This is a genomic window from Spirosoma rhododendri, assembly GCF_012849055.1.
Lineage (GTDB): Bacteria > Bacteroidota > Bacteroidia > Cytophagales > Spirosomataceae > Spirosoma > Spirosoma rhododendri.
The window spans coordinates 187,354-205,777 of sequence record NZ_CP051678.1 but is presented as its reverse complement, the minus strand read 5'-3'; the positions used below and the strand labels follow the sequence as shown (position 1 = coordinate 205,777).

The window sequence follows — 18,424 nt, the reverse complement described above, 5'->3', positions numbered from 1 at the left end:
TGCCGGGGCGGGTCAGAAATAAGGCACGGTGATGGAGGTTTCGCCCCCCTTCCCGTCGACGATGCGGACTACCACGCCGTTGGTTCCATTGGTGATCTCGACCTGAAATTCACCGAAGGTATAGGTGCCGGGCTTGAGCGTCGATTCGCCGAACTGCTTGCTAATGAGGTTGCTGGTGATCCGGCTCAGCAACTGGTTTTGCAGGCTTTGGGCGTAGCTGTCGAGTGTGCTGGTCTGCGTCGATGTGCCCGTGTTTCGCCTGGCCGACGGGTCGGTCGTGCGGTCCTGCGCGGTGGCCGAACTCAGCATCCACGAATAATTGAAGGTATTGCCCCCGAAGTTGGGGTTGTTTGGATGGTACACAAAGCTTTGCGCGTGGGCGGCTACCGTGCCGAACAGCATCAGACACAATAGAACGAGTAGTCGTTTGTTCATCGATGGAGACTATTTTACACGTATACCGGTCAGCCTTGACCTTTACACGTTAAACCTGAAACTATTTGTCAAAAAATACCTGATCCGCGCTGATCGGCGCTTTCGAGCTGATTCTGCACGTCCTGATAGTTAATGACGTACTGATTGAGCAGTTCGGACGCATCAAAGGCGTATGCCTCCAGCGTCTCGGCTCGCGCCTGCACGTAGTTCTGCCAGATCACCTGATCGTTGAGCGACACCACGATTACCGTCGTGCCGACGCCGAAGGCGGGTAGCTCCTCGATTGTGACGACGAAGGCCGTCAGATCGAGTTCGAGGTTCGGTTCGATCCGGCGGGTCGAGTCAGTCGGCGCGGGCAGGCCGGGTGCCTTGGGTAGTTCGGCGTAATGCCGGAAAAACGCGTCGTAGAAGTCGCGGCCGATTTTGCTGCGCGTCTGATCAAGCAGCAGCGTTTCCGTACCCTCTTCGGCGACCACCGCTTCATTCATGGTCCCCTCAATGAGTTTACCGTCCAGATCAGGATCCTGTGCCTGGCAGACCGACTGCAGTAGCACCAGACAAATAAGCGATAGGCTACGTAGGGTAATCATCACTTTAATTGCCAAAAATCCGTCCGTTCTGGATGGTGGCCGTAGCGCCCCCCGTTTGTTCAATGCGTAGGTTAGGAATACCTGTGCCATTAATGTCTTTGAACAATGTCGTGTTGTCTATGGTCAGTGAATTGTTGCCAGCACCCTGATTCACGTCGAGACGGGTGTTGTTCTGCTGAAGCCCTATCATCTGGAGACGATCACTTCCGTCCTGCGTAAGCGCGAGTCGGTTATTAGTACCATTCAGCCCAAAGGCGAGGTTATTGTTTCCCCCCGTTTGACTAATAACAACGTTGTTGCTTACGCCTGATAAGGTGGCATCTGCGTAGTTGGTATTGTTTGTCTGATTAAGCCTCAGTTGATTTTGAGAACCTGCCGTAATGGCTAGCTGCGCTGCATTGTCAAGACCATCCTGCTGCGTAATAACCCTGTTGATGGAACCGCTCAGGCCAGTCAGGTTTGTCAGACCGGGTTGTAGGCTTACCTGCGCCTGATTCGGTATCGACGTCAGATTCCAGTAAGCATCCAAGTTGTTTGTTGGAACTGAATTCACCTGAGCACTAGCCGCCCCACAGATCATACCAAATAGTAAGGTGAATAGACGTTTAATGAGTAAATCTGACATTGAGTTACTATTGATTAAGCATTGAGGATCGATTGCTGGTTCAATTAAAGTAAGTCTGCCAGCTACCAGAGCCGTTGGCAGAACTTGTCTAGTTGGAAACTGTAGCTTACTAAATTAACTAGTTAATGATCGGGTAGAGTCGGCCAGGAACCGGCTCCGCGACCACTAGTTTGCAGACCGTTTCGGGCTGGTTTTCTTCTTTTTGTCAGTGGGGGCTAGACCGGACTGATAGACGCTTATCGTATTGCCTCCATTGGTCTGGTTAATCATGGTTTCTCCATCGCCAGCCTGTGTTGCCGTGACTGTGTTTTGCGTGTTGGCCTCACTGCTGATCGACTCGCCCCCCTGATTAACGGTTGCGACGTTGTTGGCACCCGATTGCGTGATGACTACCCGATTTGCCGACCCGGCAGTTGTTTGGTTAACGACCGATGTGTTGCCCGAACCCCGCTGCACAACCGACAATTCGTGCGTATTACCCTGCTGGGTGACAACCGCTGTATTTTGTGCAGTGGCCGATACAGCACCTAAAACCGCCAAACCCAAGAGAATGATATTTTTCATACTAGTAAGGTTGATAGGTAAGCTGTTTTAAACAGGAAGGCTGACCGAAACGAGCCAGCCTTCCTGTCGACTACTAGTTACCTGTTTGATTGATTGTCGCCCTATTGCCCGAGCCATTCTGTTTGACCTCGGCCAGGTTACTGACTCCCGTTGCATTTTGATTAACCGTCGCCATATTCATAGCCTCTGTGCTGATCTGGCTAAGGCGCAGTTCGTTCGTAAAACCGTTCGATGCACTCTGGGTTACAACCGCTTGGTTGGCCGATCCACCGCCCTGTACGGCAAACGTGCCCGCACCACCCAGTCCATACACAAAGTTACCTGCGCCGTTCTGCGTAATGACAGCGTCCTGACTACCTGCCCCCTGGTCAATAAGCACCCGGTTCGACTGAGCAACACTCGACATACCATTCTGCTGTTTGACCATCAGTTTGTCATCGCCACTCTGGAGTACTTTGACTTCGTCACCACCATCCTGACTGATGTTTACGGAGTTACCATTTCCAGTAATGTACAACCCCCGGGCAGACGTATTCGTAACCGTAGTGCCACCACCAAATCCTGTGCCTACCTGGTTGTTACTGTTAGTTTGGTTGATGGCTACCTGGTTTCCACTGCCCGCAACACCACCGGTAATACCTATGTTGATGCTGTTTTTGTTACCATTTTGCGTTAAACCAACCGTGTTGTTATTGCCTTTAATCTCGAAACCATATTGCCCGGTCGATGTACCACCAATGGTATTATCGTCAACGCCCGACTGATTGATGGTTACTGCGTTCTGATCGCCCCAGACTAAGCCATTGGCTGTTTGGCCCAGGGTACCGCCTGCCGACGATGCCGATTGAACGATCTGAACCGAGTTGTTCAGACCAGGAGTACCCGAACCGGAACCTGAACTGCCGCGAACCTCCAGTTTGGCGAAATTACTCCGCCCTGTCTGATCGATTAGGAAGTTAGGCGAGCCTGGCTGCGACGAATTGGCTGCTCGCAGATTTAGTTCCGCGTAGTTGGCCGCGCCCGATTGAGCAATCCGGCTGCTATTGTTATCGTTACCACCCACCGCGCCGTTTGGCAGCATCTGAATCCGGGCTCCGTTAGCCGTTCCCGTCTGCACGACGTCAAGCCGGTTATTAGTACCGTACGTGAACTCGACAATCGAGTTCGACGCCCCGTTCTGGTTATGCGTCGATAGGTTCCGGTCACCTGTCTGTTCGGAGGAGACCGCGTTACTGTTGCCACCGATCTGGGCCACAGTAACTTCGTTGAAGGCACCCAGTTGAGACGTCGTCGACGAGTTGTTATTCCAAGCCGATGCCGCTGTTCCCTGCGAAATAGTTGCTTTGTTGTTCACCGTGGGACGGGCCGACGTACCCGACTGGTTAACCAGAACCGTGTTGGCAGTGGTACCTGCTCCGTACTGCGCTACCGTCGACTGGTTTCCTATACTCCGATCGGTCTGGTTAACGGTCATGGTATTTAGGGCTCCCCGTTGCGTGCTGGTACTACGGTTGCCGGTGCTGGGTCCGTTAGCGCCTGCATTCTGATTGATCGTTGCGGTTTGCCGATCACCCGCCTGGTCAACCGAAATTCTGTTTTCCGCACTGGTAAAGCCCGACGTACCTGCCTGATTGGTAAAGGCCTGTCCGTTGGTACCGGTTTGTACGACAGCTGACTGGTTGGCAGCACTGTTCGTCGACTGAGCAATGGTAGCGCCGTTACCCGAACCCTGCTGCGACACGGTACCCGTGTTGCCTGTACTGCTGTTGTTCTGCTGAACGGTAGCCTGATGACTACCATTGCGCTGATTGATCTCCGCTATGTTTCCTGACGATACGCCCAATGGACCAGCATTCTGCTGGCTGAGCGCCGTTGTACCGCCACCCGTTGCAACCTGGTTGATTGTCGACTGGTTGCCACTACTGGCGGCTCCGCCAACAACACCATGCTGCTCGACAGTAGCCAGCACCCCGCTTGTATTCGGGCCACCCACGGCAGCCGAAAACCCCTGACGAACAGCGGCCGTATTGCCCGATGAATTATTGGACTGGCTAACCGACAGGTTGTTGGACTGGCCAAACTGGTTGGCGGTTGTTTTGTTGCCGGAACTGGTGTTGTTCTGGTTCACGGTCACCGTTTGGCCTCCGCCCCCGTCCTGCCGGGAATCGGTGTAGTTGCCCGCTGAACCGGTGTTCTGATTAACGGTTACAGCCTCATTGAACCCCCGCTGATACGTATTGGCGTAATTACCTCCGTTGCCCGTTACGGCGTTGATACCCGCCTGATTGGGAACGTTGTTAGCGTTGGCTACAGCCCCTGGTGCATTGACCGCTGTACTCTGGTTGCCATTTCCCCCCGTGTTGTTAGTCTGATTGATGGTAGACGCGTTACCGGATCCTTCCTGACCTATGTTGGCAAAGCCAGATTTGTTACCCAACTGATTGACGTTAGCCTGATTAGACGACGAGTAGTAGTTAGGTGCCTGCGACGTATTAGCGTAATTTCCAGTATTGGTAACCCCGGAAGCGCTCGTCTGCTGGATATTCGATTGTAACGAACCACCGGCCTGCGTAACGTTTCCTGTCTGCTGATTACCCACCTGATTGAGCGTAGCCTGATTCGATTGAGCGTAGCTTACTGCGGCAAAAACCATAAGCGCAACGCCGGTGAGGATACTTTTCTTCACGTGAGCAGATTGGAAAGAATAAACAGTAATAACTAGATAAATGGCAGGTTGTATCCAAAGAGAAGAGTTCACTACTCTACTTTTTGACTAGAACAGGAACAAGCCGTCCTGCTAGGAGGACGGCTTGTTCGTACCAGTACAGGCTTGATCCGCCCAGGCAAATCAATGATTAGTTGCCCTGCTGAATAGTACCCATGTTTCCCATGCCGCTCTGACCAACCGAAGCCGTGTTAAAATTACTGTTCTGGCTAATGGTGAGGCTGTTAGACATACCGTTCTGAATAGCGACATCGCCACTCAACCCTTTGATTACGTTGTTGTTGCCAACCTGAGAGAGGTCGGCATTAAGTAGCACGCCTGTCTGCTCAAGCCTAGCTGTGTTTAAATTGCCTTTCTGCGTGATGGTAGCCGTGTTCCCATCGCCAGTAGTCGCATCACCCTGCTTGATAGAGGCTACGTTTTTTTCGCCGGTTTGCGTAAACGTAGCATACGTACCTCCCTGACCGCTAACGTTGTCGGCCTGGCTGAGCGTTGCCTCGTTGCTCGTACCGCTTTGAGTGAAGGTAGCCGTAGCCGCCGACCCGCTGTAGCTCGCCTGCTCAGACGTGATCTTGTTTGACGTTCCCGTTTGCGTCGAGTAAGCGTATGAACTTCCCTGTAATTTCTGAGTAAAGCTGGCCGAGTTCGTTGTTCCGGACTGCGTAGACTGCAGGTAATTGCCGAATCCTGCCTGGCTGGAAGTCAGGCTATTACCCCCCGTGCCAGTAGACGAACCGTTGTTTTGTGTAACTAAGGCCTGGTTTTGGCCAGCTTGTTTTATAGTTGCCTGTTGGCTAGTTCCGGATTGATTGAGCGTAGCTTGGTTTTGAGCAAAAGCAGTAGTGATGGCACACACAGCAGCAAGCGAAAGAAATACTTTTTTCATGATTTGGGGTAGTAAAAACTAAAAAGGATGAATTGAAACGTAAGGTCTTTTGGCGTTCGATGCGCCTTTTGGTATCGTAAGCGCGTTTCCGTCGGGTGATCAGCTCTTGGCCAGCGAGCGTTGTCACTTTGTTGTACGTGCGGTACCCAGCGTTGCCTGGTGAGCTACGGTGGGTAGATTCGTGTGCCTTAACCACACGGGGTGGGTCGGGCACACAAATCGTCGTTCGGGAATCTATCTATTCCCTGTGGGCGTCGACTAATTGACAGCCCGCGGCTTACGTAAGTTACTTATGTGCTTGAGTCGACAGCAAGTAACGCAGGCTGCTCAACTGAACGCCCCTGGCATGAGGCAACCGTATTACCGCTGCTCCGTCTCAGCCAGGCGTTGTTTCCGGTACTGCCGTCAGGTGACGGATCGGCCTGGATCGTTGGGCCAGCAGCTAAAAGGCGGTTTCGATGCCGGCTTATTCATCCTTGATGACGACGTCGCACCGGACTGCGTCGAGCGCCTTGGGGCCGTTGGTGGTACTACCGACGATGCGGTAGCCTTCGCCTTCCAACCGGCCGGCCAGGTTCATGGCCATAATAGGCACATCTTCGATCAACAATGGGTTGATCCGTGTGGTGTGGTTCATGCAGGGTACTGTGGTTGTAGGCTAGTCCTGGGTGTGGCAATACACTCCATCTTATTAGACGACTTCGCACCCTCATCCGCCACTTTTCATTCGGGCGGCATTTGGCCATTTGTGTACCAAGTTCGGCTTGTTGTATGTCAACTGCGCTTTGCCAGGTATGAATGATCATAATACGTGGCAACCCCGCTGGTAACGACTAATTCGCCCGCTTACCACTCACGCAGAATCAGCCATTTTTTGCCAGGTGCACGAGTAGATTGTCTTGGCGAACGTTGGGGTTTATACGGTCGGTTTCGATCAGGTCATGGCGCAGCCGGACGGTGCGGTGGGCATGCTCGACACGGATAAAAAGATGACCCCACCATGCATCGTCAGCCTTAGCGTCGCTGCGTTGGCCATCTGCGTCAGTCAGTCCGGTCTAGTTTTATTGTCACTACACCACTTATCAGGTGCTAGCCGTTACGGGCAGGGTTCCCGTGCCGCTAGACATGTCCTGGGTGATGGTACCGCTGTTGCCCGTGCCGCCCTACTGCGTTACGCCCGCCTGGTTTGAGTTGGCCCCGTTGGTCTGGCTGATGGTGACCTGGTTACCCCCGGCCTCCGTACTGGTTTGGCGAGTAGTGCCGTAGTCTCCAACGTTGGTGGCGGAACCCTAGGTCTGGGTAATGGTCGATTTCAGATAGCTACCCGTTTGGGTCTGGGCAGCCCTCTGGTTAATACCGGCCTGGTTGGTGGTGGCCTGGTTGGTCTGGGCGAAGCCAGCGGCTGCGAAAGCCAATAATGCGGTTCCGGTAAGGAGTACTTTCTTCATGGGTTAGTTTTAAAAAATAATGAATACGTTTAGCGCCGGTTCCGCCGGTTGGACGGGCGGGTTTTAGGGTGGCTTTCGGGAATGACTGGAAGCGTGCGGATCCTGTTTTCACCCGTTTTATGATACACTGTTATCTATCAACCAGTAGTTATCGTTTCTTCTCGCCAAGCTAAATAACGATAGACCGTTGCTCGGCTCAGATGAAAGAGTTGGCAAATATCTAAAATCGTGTGGTTCTTCAGGCCATGCATTGTTTTGACAGCTCGCGCCTTGGCTTGAGCCTGCACGGAAAGGCCCTTGGGACGGCCACCCACCCGGCCTCTGGCCCGAGCGGCTGCTAAGCCTGTTTTGGTTCGCTCTCGGATCATGTCGCGTTCGAACTCTGCCAGCGAGGCAAACAGATTGAAAACTAGCCGGCCCTGTGCGGTAGTTGTGTCGATCGCGTCGTTGAGACTACGAAAACCGATGCCTTTACGCTGAAAGTCATCGACTAGGGTGAAAAGCTCTTTCAACGATCTACCCAAGCGGTCTAATTTCCAGACGATGACTGTGTCGCCTTCTCGGAGAATGTCCAGCATTTTCTGGAGTTGTGGGCGGGCTTTGGCCGAAGACACCTTTTCCTGAAACACTCGCTGACAGCCAGCCTTCGTTAGGTCGTCCAGTTGGAGATCAAGGTTTTGATCTTGAGTTGATACGCGGGCATAGCCAAATAACATAGCACTAGCGGGCTCCATAAAGTAATCTCAACGTGAGGTAGGATCGATCGTATATCCTTGAAAGAGATGCAAGCCGACATCACTTAGTTGCATTGACTAAAACAACAGTACCGGGCTGCGTATAAAATCTATAGTTTGTCCTGCTCGTACTACCGTCAGGGTAGCTGACACATTCAGAGTATATCCGCCACGTAGAGCCTATAAAAGTTTGTTAATCAAACAGTTACACAGATATAATTACCTATAGTGGGAGCTACTTTGGCAAGTTGCGTATAATACCCAGAATAAGTGTGAATTTAGGGTCACTGACCACTGTGTTTCGTGCTTGGATGGTCATAACGTCTTTTTAAAGCTTAAGAGCATTAAAAATGGCTGCTTTTACACGTAAATAAACAGCAAAATTATTTGCTCGCTAAAACGAACGCTAAGCGCATAAGTTTTCTTATAAACTGCTGTTATTAAGGTAGTTAAGTTGTATTGGTGGCGAATATACCCCAAATGTGTTAACTACCCCTACCGTACGGGTGAGCAGATTGACTTTGTCACCTTCCATCAAAATTACACATACGAAGACTTCGTAACGGGCTTGAAACCGGCCACGGATGGCGGTGATTTAAAGTTTGAACAGCGTTACGGTATTTTCTACCAGATTGCGAAAAGGGCGCGTGACAATTACAGCGCTAGTCAGATCAGTAAAGGTATTCCCACAGTAAGACCGTTTCAGGTAGTATTCGACGAATTTATGCAACCATTGGTTGACGCCGATCAGGAAATCTGTGTAAAAATGGCGTCGGGAGTAGAGTTTGTTGTATATGATGTTTCCGAGCGTAGTATCAGCTTCCGTAAAGCGAACGGCAGTACACTTCACACGCTAAGTATCACAACGTTACGTGAGATTTATGAAGGCACTCAGGAAATTCGCCCGAACGGCTTACGGCCCTATTATCAGCCTCTTTCTGAACAACTAGCCAAGCTGGGGCAGCAAATTACCCAAAAAGTAGCGCTTAAAAATTACGTTCTGATTATCGACGAAATCAACCGGGCCAATATGTCTCGGGTGTTTGGCGAATTGATTACGCTGCTGGAAGACGATAAACGGCTGGATGAGCCCAACGAACTGACGATCACGCTGCCCTCGGGCGAGCCGTTTTCCATACCGCCCAACCTGTACCTAATCGGCACAATGAATACCGCCGATAAATCACTGGCCTTGCTAGATATTGCCTTGCGTCGCCGGTTTGAGTTTATCTATCAGAAACCCGACAGCAACCTGTTGCAAAGCCCAGCCCGTGAAATATTAGATAGGCTAAATAGCGCCATTCGAGCCAACCATAAATCCGCTGATTTCCTAATCGGACACGCCTATTTTATCGGCAAAAGTGATCTGGCTTCAGTGTTTAACAATCGGGTCATTCCATTACTGATGGAATATTTTAATGGCAATACAAAAACCGTTGCCAAGCTATTAGGTGAAGCTGGCATTACCGCCAACCCAGACGAGATTACGGACCAACTGCTGGTAAGCTATGTGGAGTAGTCCGATTGTGCTGATAGAGCATCACCTTGTTGCGCTACCCAAGGCGCTACGGGACGGTGTGACCGGGCTGCAATCCTACCTCGATGGGGTGTGGGCCAGCCGGTCGGTGTTTTACGCAGAGGATGTTGAAAACTCTGCTTCGAAACAACAGCCGTTTCTGAAGTTCGAACGTCGTAAGGGTAGAGAAACCATAAAAGCGGGGCAGTACGTTGGTTTCATCCAGTATGGCGGGCAAACCATTCAGATTCTTCCAAAAGTATTCAAACAAGGCGAGAGCGATATAGCGCTTCGCCATCTACTATGGTGGCTTGACTACAGCGAACGGGTCAACTTCCCCTTCGCAGACCTATTGTCCGATTCAGAAACCATCGACAATTTCCCCGATGCGCTGATCCGTTACTTTGCCCGGTTCGCGCATACGCTGGTTAATGAGCAGCCTTACCATCAGTATCAGGAAGTCACGGAAACGATGACCCATCTGCGGGGGCGGCTAAATATACAGGGCTACGTCAACAACAGCCTAAGCCGGGGCAACTGGCATCAACTAGTTTGCGACTATGAGCCGTTTCAGTTCAATAATCGGCTGAATCAGATCATTAAGTATGTTGCGCGGCAGCTTACATACCTATGTCGGCTCGAAACGCGACGGCAACTGGAGCAGATACTGTTTGTACTGGACGAAGTCGACGACTGCCCATGCATCGCACAGGATTGCGATGCGGTATTGTTGAACCGTTTCTTTCATCAGTACGAGCACTGCCTTGATATGTGCCGGTTCTTTCTGAGGCATCAATACATCAGTCAGCAAGACGCCCAGCAGCGGCACTTCTGCTTTCTGGTTCCGATGGACCGTGTTTATGAGGATCTAATTGCGAGCGTAATTAAACGGACGTTTACTAACCAATTTACAATAAAACCACAGGCTACTGATTACCTCGCCTCACGGATCAATTCAGGCGACTCGCTTAACGGTTTACATGATAAAGTCTTCCAAATCAAAAACGATCTACTTTTAACCAGCAAAAAACTCGGTCAGAAGGGTGAGCAACTCATTGTCGACATGAAATACAAGATTCGGCAGGGCAACGACGAGGCTGATAAGAAGGCGGGCGTTAGCCAAACTGATATGTATCAAATGGTGAGCTACGCCTTACGTCGTAATACTCGACAAGTACTGTTACTTTATCCAGTCAGACAAGGGGCCGAACCGACTGAAACCGTGACTTTCACCGTATCGTCAGCCATGATTGGTAACGAACCAATTCGTATCCGTGCCGCTGAACTACGTATTACCAGCGATTCCAGAGAACGCATGGAAGCTCAACTAATTACTGATCTCGAAAGCGCCTTTTCATTTCTAGGTACCTTGTAATTATCAATGCCCTGTTCGGTACCTGTGGAATTAATAGTCGTTCATTTGCTATGTCTATTGGTTCTCCTTCTTACCCTCTTTTAAAATCTATACGCATCTGTTTAGTTGATTCCTTTCGTAGCTTACTATCACTAGTCATTCTCAGTAAAGGGATCGTCGGAAGTCAGATTCACCCCAAAATCACCTTTACCAGCCGAAATACAGTCGTTGAGGAGTCTTCCATAGCAGGATTACTATGGTCGTATCGTTCATCCAAGCGTTCAGCCCGGCTGATGGCCTGCCGAACACGCGGCTTGTCCGTTTTAGGATCAATGGCTAGTAATAGGTCAAAGAACTCATTGCTGACTAGTTTACTGGCCTGACCGTCGTACTGAACGCCGAAGGGGTTTAGGCACTCGTTGAGCCGGGCATCATATTGTCGGCGGTGCATAGCTCCACCCTGGTGATCCAAAAAGTGCAGTAATAGCCAGTACTCGAATGCCTGGTTGGAGTAGGCTACCCGACCCGGCCCAAATAATTGCTCAGCCAGCCGGACCGCTTCGTTGAAGTCTTGTGCCGGAAAGTCGTCTTTGTCAAAAACGCACCAAACCTGATCGTAATGGCGACCTTTGGCCGCTTCCTCATCCCGAATTTGCTCTGCTCGGCGCACTAAGGAAACAGTATTGAAGCCAGTTCCGACCGCTTTTACCCGAATGGTAGGCTGCTCGAACTGCCGGAAATAGCTCACTTCTGTATTGACGCCCTCCGAGATAATCAATAACCGTAGCGAAACATCAGTTGCCGGATCGTTGCGTGTCAGCGAAAACGGTTTACGTTTAGCTAGTCGGCGTTTCTGCCGCTGTTCCGTTTCAAGTGCGGCTTTGTCCAATCGTCTCATAAAATCCCGACTGGCTCCGCTAACGGGATACCGCCCGACTGCTCATTTGATTGTACCAATTGGCTAATGCCCTCTTCGTATTCGTTGAGATAGGGTACAGCCCCGTATCGACCTTGCAGGTATTTTTCCCGGAAATCGTCTGACTTACGTACCTGATCGGTTTTGAAGCCAGCTAACGAATACAGTGACGATGCACCGTAGCGGTCTTTCTTAACAAACCAAATCTGATCACGCCGGAGTAGCGGAGTTGAAGAACCCGCCCCGGAAGGGCCTTCAGCAGTCATGAGGTTGCTATCGTGCGTGTTGAAAATGAGCTGGGCATGGTGGGGGTTGGTAACTGGTGAGTGAAACAGACCCACAATCTTCTGTACCAGATTTGGGTGTAGCTTTGATTCCAGTTCATCAATCACCAGTACGTCGCCCTGTTGTAGCGTCTCCAAAATCGGCCCCGACAGGGCAAAATATTTTTGGGTTCCTGATGATTCATCCTCCATATCAAATTCCAACGTACCCGTCCGATTGCCCGACGAATCATAGACCCGATGAACAGCTTTGGCCCCGCCGAAAATCAGTCCGTTTTTTTCGGTCAGGGCGGTTGTAAGTCGCTCTCGCAAGTCAGTCGGTAAGTTTCCCGGCAAATCACTTTCTTGTTCGATCGTCCGTACCCGGACATCGGTAATGCCGAGGTCAGCCTCTTGCAAAAAGCCCATGATTGTTCCCTTGCCAGTGGGGTTCATTACTTTACTGACCGTAAACCCTTCATAGCCTTCCTCCTGCAAACCCGAAATAATGTTGAAGCGGCCAAGCCAACTAAACACCCGCTGGGCCAGCACTTCATTGAACTGAGCCGCCACCGATAACAGCAACGCGTCGGGCCGGATCATACCGTCTTTGATTAGTCGGGCTCCAATTTTGAACTGGCGCGGGTGCACAGCATCAAAGATTTGCTTGTCACGGTAGAAAATCTCGATCTCCTTCGTTTTAGGACGGGCCAGTTCGGGTCGATAAAATAGCCATTCGGCCACTATATGCTCGGCAGTGGACGCGAAGCCATACCGAAACAGGTCACCTTCGTGCAGAAAAACCAATTCAAACTCTGATGGGGCCTGTTCTGTGTCAGGGTTCAACCGAAACGGGACGACTGGAATCTTTTGCCCGGTGCTGGCTGCTGACCGCATGATGAACAGTCGCATTACATGCATGGCTTCCACCAGCTTGCTTTTGCCAGCCGCATTGGCTCCGTAAATGGCGGCCGTCCGCAGTAGCCGAACTGGTCCGGTCAAAGCACCCGAAATCAAATTAGCTTCGGTAAGCGGGTCTTTATCGTAGCCCGATGCGAGCAGACTCAGCTTAGCTTCGTCGCGAAACGACTTATAGTTCTGAACAGAAAATTGAACCAACATAACCAAACACGGCTTTTATTTGAACAAATAACGCAGTAACTGCCCGTATAATTTATTTTATCTGTTTATATCAATATTTATTACCAAAAGTAGCTAGATGGATTACTATTTTAAGCCTAAGATGCACTACTCTATTTCCCCATACACTAAATGGCTCTTAGCTGGACTGAGATAAAAGACCGCGCCTTGCGTTTCGCGAATGAATGGAAAGATGACGCCTCGGAAGACGCGGAAGCCAAGTCGTTCTGGGATGATTTCTTCAACGTATTCGGCGTTACGCGCCGACGACTGGCGCAATTTGAAAAAGCGGTTGAGCGACCTGGCAGAAGCAAAGGATTTGTCGATCTATTCTGGCCAGGAACGTTGGTTGTCGAACACAAATCACGCGGTCGCAGCTTAGATGATGCCTACAGCCAGGCTATCGCTTATTTCATTGGGCTGAAAGATCATGAACTACCCAGATATATACTGGTGTCGGATTTTGCCCGCTTCCGACTCTACGATCTGGATGAGAAAATGGAAACCGGCTCTGCAAGGCAGTACCATGAATTTCCGCTAGCCGATCTGCATCACCATGTCAAGGAGTTTGGCTTTATGCTGGGCTATCAGAAACGGACCTATAAGGAGGAAGATCCCGTCAATATCAAAGCGGCTCAAATGATGGGCGGTCTACACGATAAGCTGAAAGAAGTGGGTTACGATGGTCACCCACTCGAAGTGTACCTGGTACGCCTGCTGTTTTGCCTATTTGCCGATGATACCAGTATTTTCGACAAAGGCACCTTTCAGGACTATCTGAGCCAGAATACCCGCGAAGACGGTTTCGACCTGGGCTCGCAAATGGCCATGCTGTTCCAGGTTCTGAACACGCCTCCCGAAAAACGGTCGAAGAATCTGGACGATGATCTGACGCAGTTCCCTTACGTCAATGGCAGGCTATTCGCCGAAAACCTGATGATTCCAAGTTTCGACCGGGCCATGCGGCAAATTCTGCTAGACTGCTGCGCGTTGGACTGGGGACGTATTTCGCCGGCTATATTCGGATCACTGTTTCAATCGGTGATGAATCCCGTCGAACGTCGAAATTTAGGTGCACACTATACGTCGGAGAAGAACATTCTGAAGGTCATTAAACCACTATTTCTGGATGACCTCTGGCGCGAATTCAGAACTGTTCAGATGGATCGGCGTAAGCTGACTACTTTTCATGGCAAGCTAGCCAACCTACGGTTTCTGGACCCAGCTTGCGGCTGCGGCAATTTTCTCATCATCACGTATCGAGAACTGCGACTACTCGAAATTGACGTCATTAAAGCGTTACAGAAAGGTCAGCAGTTTGTCAGCGTCAATGACCTGGTACTGGTCGATGTGGACCGCTTTTACGGTATCGAGTACGAAGAGTTTCCGGCTCAAATTGCTCAGGTAGCCCTTTGGCTCATTGATCACCAGATGAATATGCGAATTTCAGAGGAGTTTGGCCAGTACTACATTCGTCTGCCACTCACCAAGTCCGCAACCATTGTGCATGGTAACGCCCTCCGCACCGACTGGCAATCGCTGTTGCCAGAATCCAAAGAAGGAGAGGAGCCACTACGCTATAGCTTCATCATTGGCAATCCGCCGTTCATTGGCTCCAAGATGATGACCGACGAACAACGGAGGGACATTGTCGCTATTTTCCAAGGTGTCAGTGGAGCTGGTACGCTGGATTATGTGTCAGGCTGGTACGCAAAAGTGGCAGACATCATTCAGAAAACGGCTGCAAAAGCAGCTTTCGTCTCAACAAACTCAATCACTCAGGGCGAACAGGTCGGAATACTATGGGGTGAACTGCTACAGCGGTATAAAGTGGCGATTTTGTTTGCTCATCGTACTTTCAAATGGAGCAATGAGGCTAGGGGGAATGCTGCTGTTTACTGTGTTATTATTGGACTAGGTCCAATAATAACACAGTAAACAGCAGCATATTATACGAGTACCCCGATGTAAAAGGCGAACCTATCGAACGGTCGGTGCGCTCAATTAATCCTTACCTAGTTGAAGGCCGGAATATACTTGTGATTAACCGTAGAAAACCGATTTGCAACGTACCTGAAATATCGTACGGAAGCATGGCTAATGACGGTGGATTTCTTTTATTGACCGATCTTGAAAAAGATCTCATTATAGCTGATGAGCCACAAGCCACAAAACTGATTAGACCATTTTTAGGCTCTCAAGAGTTCATAAACGGGATTAAGAGATGGTGCATATGGCTAAAAGATGTACCCCCAAATGTTTTACGAGATCACCGGGAGGTACTAAGACGTATCAACTTAGTCAGAGAGTACCGTCAAAAGAGTACCCGTGAGGCCACAAGAAAACTGGCTAACTTCCCAACGCTTTTTGGAGAGATACGCCAACCTAAGAAGAATTACCTGCTAATTCCGGGCGTATCATCTGAAAACAGGAGGTATATACCAATTGGATTTTTAGACAAAGACACAATAGCCAGTGATCTGGCCCGAACTGTTGACGGAGCAAGCTTATTTATGTTCGGCATATTGACATCGGAGATGCACATGACTTGGGTACGTTATGTGTGTGGGAGACTAAAAAGCGATTACAGATACTCAAACAGTATTGTTTACAATAACTTCCCGTGGCCACAAACCCCGACAGAAAAGCAGGTCAAAGCTGTTGAGACGGCCGCGCAACAGGTACTCGACGTGCGGGCTTCTTTCGTCGGCAGTAGTCTCGCCCACCTCTACGATCCACTCACGATGCCGCCTACCTTAGTCAAAACACATCAGGATCTTGACCGGGCCGTAGATCTATGTTATCGACCCCAAGCCTTCCCTAACGAGACCCGGCGTATCGAGTACTTGTTTGAACTGTATGAGATATACACGGCTCCACTGATGGCTGCCGCCACGCCGGTCCGGACAATAAAAAATAAGAAATCATGAGGTGTCTACGCCCTGTAACTTAATGTAGACTATGGCTGACCGAGTTCACGGCGAATAAAAACAAAGTTTATTCTTAGTAAATATGGATGAGAGAGAATTGTTGAAGCAGGACGCTGTAGGTGCATCATGTATGGCCCTCATGGAAGGGACTGCTGTTCGGGTTACTGATAACAAACGGGTAAGTGCTTCCTATGTTACAAGACAGCAGGGACCTTTTTATTGCTCAGAGTGCTACTCGAATGTTATCATCCGAAAATGTAAGGAAAAGAGGGATCATTTTGCACATCAAGCACGGCAGAGCCCAATCCTAAGAAATTCGGAAAGCGCATTGCACATCAAGTGTAAGGATGATATTTTGGCCTGTTTAAATGCTGCTTTTCCTGAAGGGAAATGGGAGAAAGAGCGGGCAGTTGAGGCTAACAAAGAAAAAGGTTTAGCTAAAGTTGTACCAGATATCAGTGGTCGTATTAGCGAGAAAGCTGTAGTGATAGAAGTTCAGAAGAGTGTAATTTCCATTGACAAAATCATTCATCGCACTAAAGAATATACGAAACGTAAAGCTCATATCCTGTGGATCATCCCGTTGCGCGATGAGCTTGGTAACGATCCGTTCCGGCCTCGCCTTTACGAGAAGTTTCTTCATCAGATGTACTTCGACCGGGTCTACTATTGGATAGACGGATGTCAATCAACTTTAATACCAGTTCATTTTTCACCGGCGTATCGCTGGATTGAGGGCCGGGACTGGTACGACAGCGACGGCGACCAGCAATCCGGGGGTGGTTACTGGAAGCGTTATCGGACTGTTCGGGAGCCGTGCTTTGGGAGCAAGGTTGATATCTGCCGTGATATCATTTGCGAAATGGTAGAGGAATGGAAACCCAAAAATGAACTGCTAACTGTGCCATCCCGAAGAATAGCCCGCGACTCCCGAGCTCCATGGTGGAACGATACGACAAAAGTGCCTAAAGGCCCAACTTCTGACGAAGCAGAGGACACCTACTTTGACTTTGACGATTACAAAGTAGCAAACTCCAGGAATTCATCCCTAAGCGTATAATGTCAACATGAGTAGCCTGATAAAACAGCTTGATCAAAACGATCCGGGGGACGCAACACTCCGGAATTTCCGCTATCAATTTGGGTATGGAGTTATTCTGCTGTTATCGGCACTACGTGGCGAAAGAGACTATGTTTCAATGTGGTGTGAACAACATGAAGACCTGATCTGCGAACGCAGTGATAGTATGTTCGACTGCTATCAGATAAAAACGAGTACACCGGAAAATGGACATCTCCATCTCTTCACAGATTCCATAAAGAAAACGATCAAGCGCTTTGTCACGCTGCATGAGTTGTTCGGCGACGCCATTGGAAATATGTATATCGTGTCTAACACCAGCTTTTTGGATACAGATCAGGCCGATAAGATAGCCCGGTGCCCAGGCCGGTTGTTAGAAGTGGTAAAGCTGACAGACAGTATCTCTACTATAGAAGAACCTTTCCTGGCCGCATTTGACAAATTAAAAAACGAGTGCGAGTGTGATGGGCAAAGTCTTTTGAACACATTAAAGAAAGTCGATTTGATCATTGGGCCAGGCCGTCAAAGTTTTGAAACTGACATTGCTCAACGCCATATCGTGGAAATTGAAGGCTGTGAGAATTGCACCATTCCAACAGCGCAGAATATCGTATCTGATCTGATTCTACGTATATTCCAGGCATCTTCCTTAAGAATTTATAACCCGGCCGAACATTTACAATCGTATTTCAGCCGTGATGAGACAAACCCACGCCTGTTAGAAAAGCGAATCTTTGTCGAGGAAACCCGATCTATCATCAAAAAACACATAACCGGCCATTTTAGCTACTTACCAGGTTCTGGATCGCTGGTAGTTGCGGATGGCAACCGAGATCTAACTAAGCTGGCTAAGAAGCTGGAACGGGGTGGGCTTGGCGACCACACCATGACTATGCAACGCCGGGCCCTAGCAACCGAGCAACGACTTCTCGAACTAAACACAACAAAGCCGGAAAAGCTTTTACAGTTGATCGATCAGTTAGAAAGCGTGGTACAGGCGGAGTGTGACGAAGCGTTACTGGAAGCTAAATACAGCGACGGACCAATGGGTGAGCAGATGCTACTCAGCGTCCACAAGCGGCTTCGGCATATAGCCGACAATGATCCGGCTTTCGTGCTAAATGAGCGGTACGATACGCTTATTGGCTTCGCAGGTTTGTTAACTGGCGAGTGCAAGGTGTGGTGGAGCGAAAAATTCGATATAAATCAGTAATGGC

At 49.8% G+C, this 18,424-nt stretch carries 15 protein-coding genes and 1 pseudogene; 5 read left to right on the top strand and 11 right to left on the bottom strand.

Annotation, left to right across the window (positions count from 1 at the left end):
• Positions 1-12: 12 nt before the first annotated feature.
• The 9 genes from HH216_RS25135 to HH216_RS25095 all read right to left on the bottom strand — a co-directional run bounded on the left by HH216_RS25135 (position 13) and on the right by HH216_RS25095 (position 8,007).
• Positions 13-435: a curli production assembly/transport component CsgF gene (locus HH216_RS25135; RefSeq protein WP_169553651.1), complete on the bottom strand. Its 423-nt coding sequence runs from the start codon at positions 433-435 to the stop codon at positions 13-15.
• A gap of 68 nt (positions 436-503) precedes the next feature.
• Positions 504-1,025 carry a CsgE family curli-type amyloid fiber assembly protein gene (locus HH216_RS25130; protein ID WP_169553650.1) on the bottom strand — a complete coding sequence of 174 codons (522 nt, stop codon included), beginning with the start codon at positions 1,023-1,025 and terminating at the stop codon, positions 504-506.
• A 4-nt stretch (positions 1,026-1,029) separates the two neighbouring features.
• The gene (locus HH216_RS25125; protein WP_169553649.1) at positions 1,030-1,554 is read right to left on the bottom strand and encodes a hypothetical protein; all 525 of its coding nucleotides are present in this window, start codon (positions 1,552-1,554) and stop codon (positions 1,030-1,032) included.
• A gap of 261 nt (positions 1,555-1,815) precedes the next feature.
• On the bottom strand, positions 1,816-2,214 hold the full coding sequence (locus HH216_RS25120; protein WP_169553648.1) for a hypothetical protein: 399 nt from the start codon (positions 2,212-2,214) through the stop codon (positions 1,816-1,818).
• 73 nt (positions 2,215-2,287) lie between these two features.
• Positions 2,288-4,900 (bottom strand): beta strand repeat-containing protein, encoded by a 2,613-nt coding sequence (locus HH216_RS25115; protein ID WP_169553647.1) that lies wholly within the window; start codon positions 4,898-4,900, stop codon positions 2,288-2,290.
• Between the two features lie 169 nt (positions 4,901-5,069).
• Positions 5,070-5,825 carry a hypothetical protein gene (locus tag HH216_RS25110; protein WP_169553709.1) on the bottom strand — a complete coding sequence of 252 codons (756 nt, stop codon included), beginning with the start codon at positions 5,823-5,825 and terminating at the stop codon, positions 5,070-5,072.
• A gap of 466 nt (positions 5,826-6,291) precedes the next feature.
• Positions 6,292-6,462 (bottom strand): response regulator, encoded by a 171-nt coding sequence (locus HH216_RS25105; protein ID WP_169553646.1) that lies wholly within the window; start codon positions 6,460-6,462, stop codon positions 6,292-6,294.
• Between the two features lie 652 nt (positions 6,463-7,114).
• Positions 7,115-7,273 carry a hypothetical protein gene (locus HH216_RS25100; RefSeq protein WP_169553645.1) on the bottom strand — a complete coding sequence of 53 codons (159 nt, stop codon included), beginning with the start codon at positions 7,271-7,273 and terminating at the stop codon, positions 7,115-7,117.
• A gap of 137 nt (positions 7,274-7,410) precedes the next feature.
• Positions 7,411-8,007, bottom strand: coding sequence for a recombinase family protein (locus HH216_RS25095; protein ID WP_254448877.1), 597 nt, complete (start codon positions 8,005-8,007; stop codon positions 7,411-7,413).
• Positions 8,008-8,575: 568 nt separating this feature from the next.
• Here HH216_RS25095 and HH216_RS25090 point away from each other — a divergent pair.
• Both HH216_RS25090 and HH216_RS25085 read left to right on the top strand, forming a co-directional pair.
• Entirely contained in the window at positions 8,576-9,526 is a 951-nt protein-coding gene (locus HH216_RS25090; protein WP_169553644.1) for an McrB family protein, read from the top strand.
• On the top strand, positions 9,516-10,898 hold the full coding sequence (locus HH216_RS25085) for an McrC family protein (protein ID WP_169553643.1): 1,383 nt from the start codon (positions 9,516-9,518) through the stop codon (positions 10,896-10,898). The genes HH216_RS25090 and HH216_RS25085 overlap by 11 nt, the downstream gene beginning before the upstream one ends.
• Before the next feature lie 169 nt (positions 10,899-11,067).
• On the opposite strand, the gene HH216_RS25080 is transcribed toward HH216_RS25085, so the two are convergent.
• Together HH216_RS25080 and HH216_RS25075 are read right to left on the bottom strand one after the other, a co-directional pair.
• Entirely contained in the window at positions 11,068-11,775 is a 708-nt protein-coding gene (locus tag HH216_RS25080; protein WP_169553642.1) for an RloB family protein, read from the bottom strand.
• Positions 11,772-13,178 (bottom strand): AAA family ATPase, encoded by a 1,407-nt coding sequence (locus tag HH216_RS25075; RefSeq protein ID WP_169553641.1) that lies wholly within the window; start codon positions 13,176-13,178, stop codon positions 11,772-11,774. Before HH216_RS25075 ends, HH216_RS25080 begins: the two co-directional genes overlap by 4 nt.
• A 150-nt stretch (positions 13,179-13,328) precedes the next feature.
• Between HH216_RS25075 and HH216_RS25070 the strand changes: the two are divergent.
• The 3 genes and pseudogenes from HH216_RS25070 (at position 13,329) to HH216_RS25060 (ending at position 18,420) form a co-directional block, all read left to right on the top strand.
• Positions 13,329-16,126, top strand: a pseudogene (locus HH216_RS25070) (DNA methyltransferase).
• 82 nt (positions 16,127-16,208) lie between these two features.
• Positions 16,209-17,186, top strand: a complete 978-nt coding sequence (locus tag HH216_RS25065) for a competence protein CoiA family protein (RefSeq protein WP_169553640.1) — start codon at positions 16,209-16,211, stop codon at positions 17,184-17,186.
• A gap of 7 nt (positions 17,187-17,193) precedes the next feature.
• Positions 17,194-18,420 (top strand): dsDNA nuclease domain-containing protein, encoded by a 1,227-nt coding sequence (locus HH216_RS25060; RefSeq protein ID WP_169553639.1) that lies wholly within the window; start codon positions 17,194-17,196, stop codon positions 18,418-18,420.
• Positions 18,421-18,424 lie beyond the last annotated feature (4 nt).

What these genes read in the sequence shown, in the direction of transcription:
- HH216_RS25135 (WP_169553651.1), bottom strand. Translation starts at nt 435, where the DNA reads ATGAACAAACGACTACTCGTTCTATTGTGTCTGATGCTGTTCGGCACG.
- HH216_RS25130 (WP_169553650.1), bottom strand. Translation starts at nt 1,025, where the DNA reads ATGATTACCCTACGTAGCCTATCGCTTATTTGTCTGGTGCTACTGCAG.
- HH216_RS25120 (WP_169553648.1), bottom strand. Translation starts at nt 2,214, where the DNA reads ATGAAAAATATCATTCTCTTGGGTTTGGCGGTTTTAGGTGCTGTATCG.
- HH216_RS25110 (WP_169553709.1), bottom strand. Translation starts at nt 5,825, where the DNA reads ATGAAAAAAGTATTTCTTTCGCTTGCTGCTGTGTGTGCCATCACTACT.
- HH216_RS25105 (WP_169553646.1), bottom strand. Translation starts at nt 6,462, where the DNA reads ATGAACCACACCACACGGATCAACCCATTGTTGATCGAAGATGTGCCT.
- HH216_RS25100 (WP_169553645.1), bottom strand. Translation starts at nt 7,273, where the DNA reads ATGAAGAAAGTACTCCTTACCGGAACCGCATTATTGGCTTTCGCAGCC.
- HH216_RS25095 (WP_254448877.1), bottom strand. Translation starts at nt 8,007, where the DNA reads ATGGAGCCCGCTAGTGCTATGTTATTTGGCTATGCCCGCGTATCAACT.
- HH216_RS25085 (WP_169553643.1), top strand. Translation starts at nt 9,516, where the DNA reads ATGTGGAGTAGTCCGATTGTGCTGATAGAGCATCACCTTGTTGCGCTA.
- HH216_RS25080 (WP_169553642.1), bottom strand. Translation starts at nt 11,775, where the DNA reads ATGAGACGATTGGACAAAGCCGCACTTGAAACGGAACAGCGGCAGAAA.
- HH216_RS25075 (WP_169553641.1), bottom strand. Translation starts at nt 13,178, where the DNA reads ATGTTGGTTCAATTTTCTGTTCAGAACTATAAGTCGTTTCGCGACGAA.
- HH216_RS25065 (WP_169553640.1), top strand. Translation starts at nt 16,209, where the DNA reads ATGGATGAGAGAGAATTGTTGAAGCAGGACGCTGTAGGTGCATCATGT.
- HH216_RS25060 (WP_169553639.1), top strand. Translation starts at nt 17,194, where the DNA reads ATGAGTAGCCTGATAAAACAGCTTGATCAAAACGATCCGGGGGACGCA.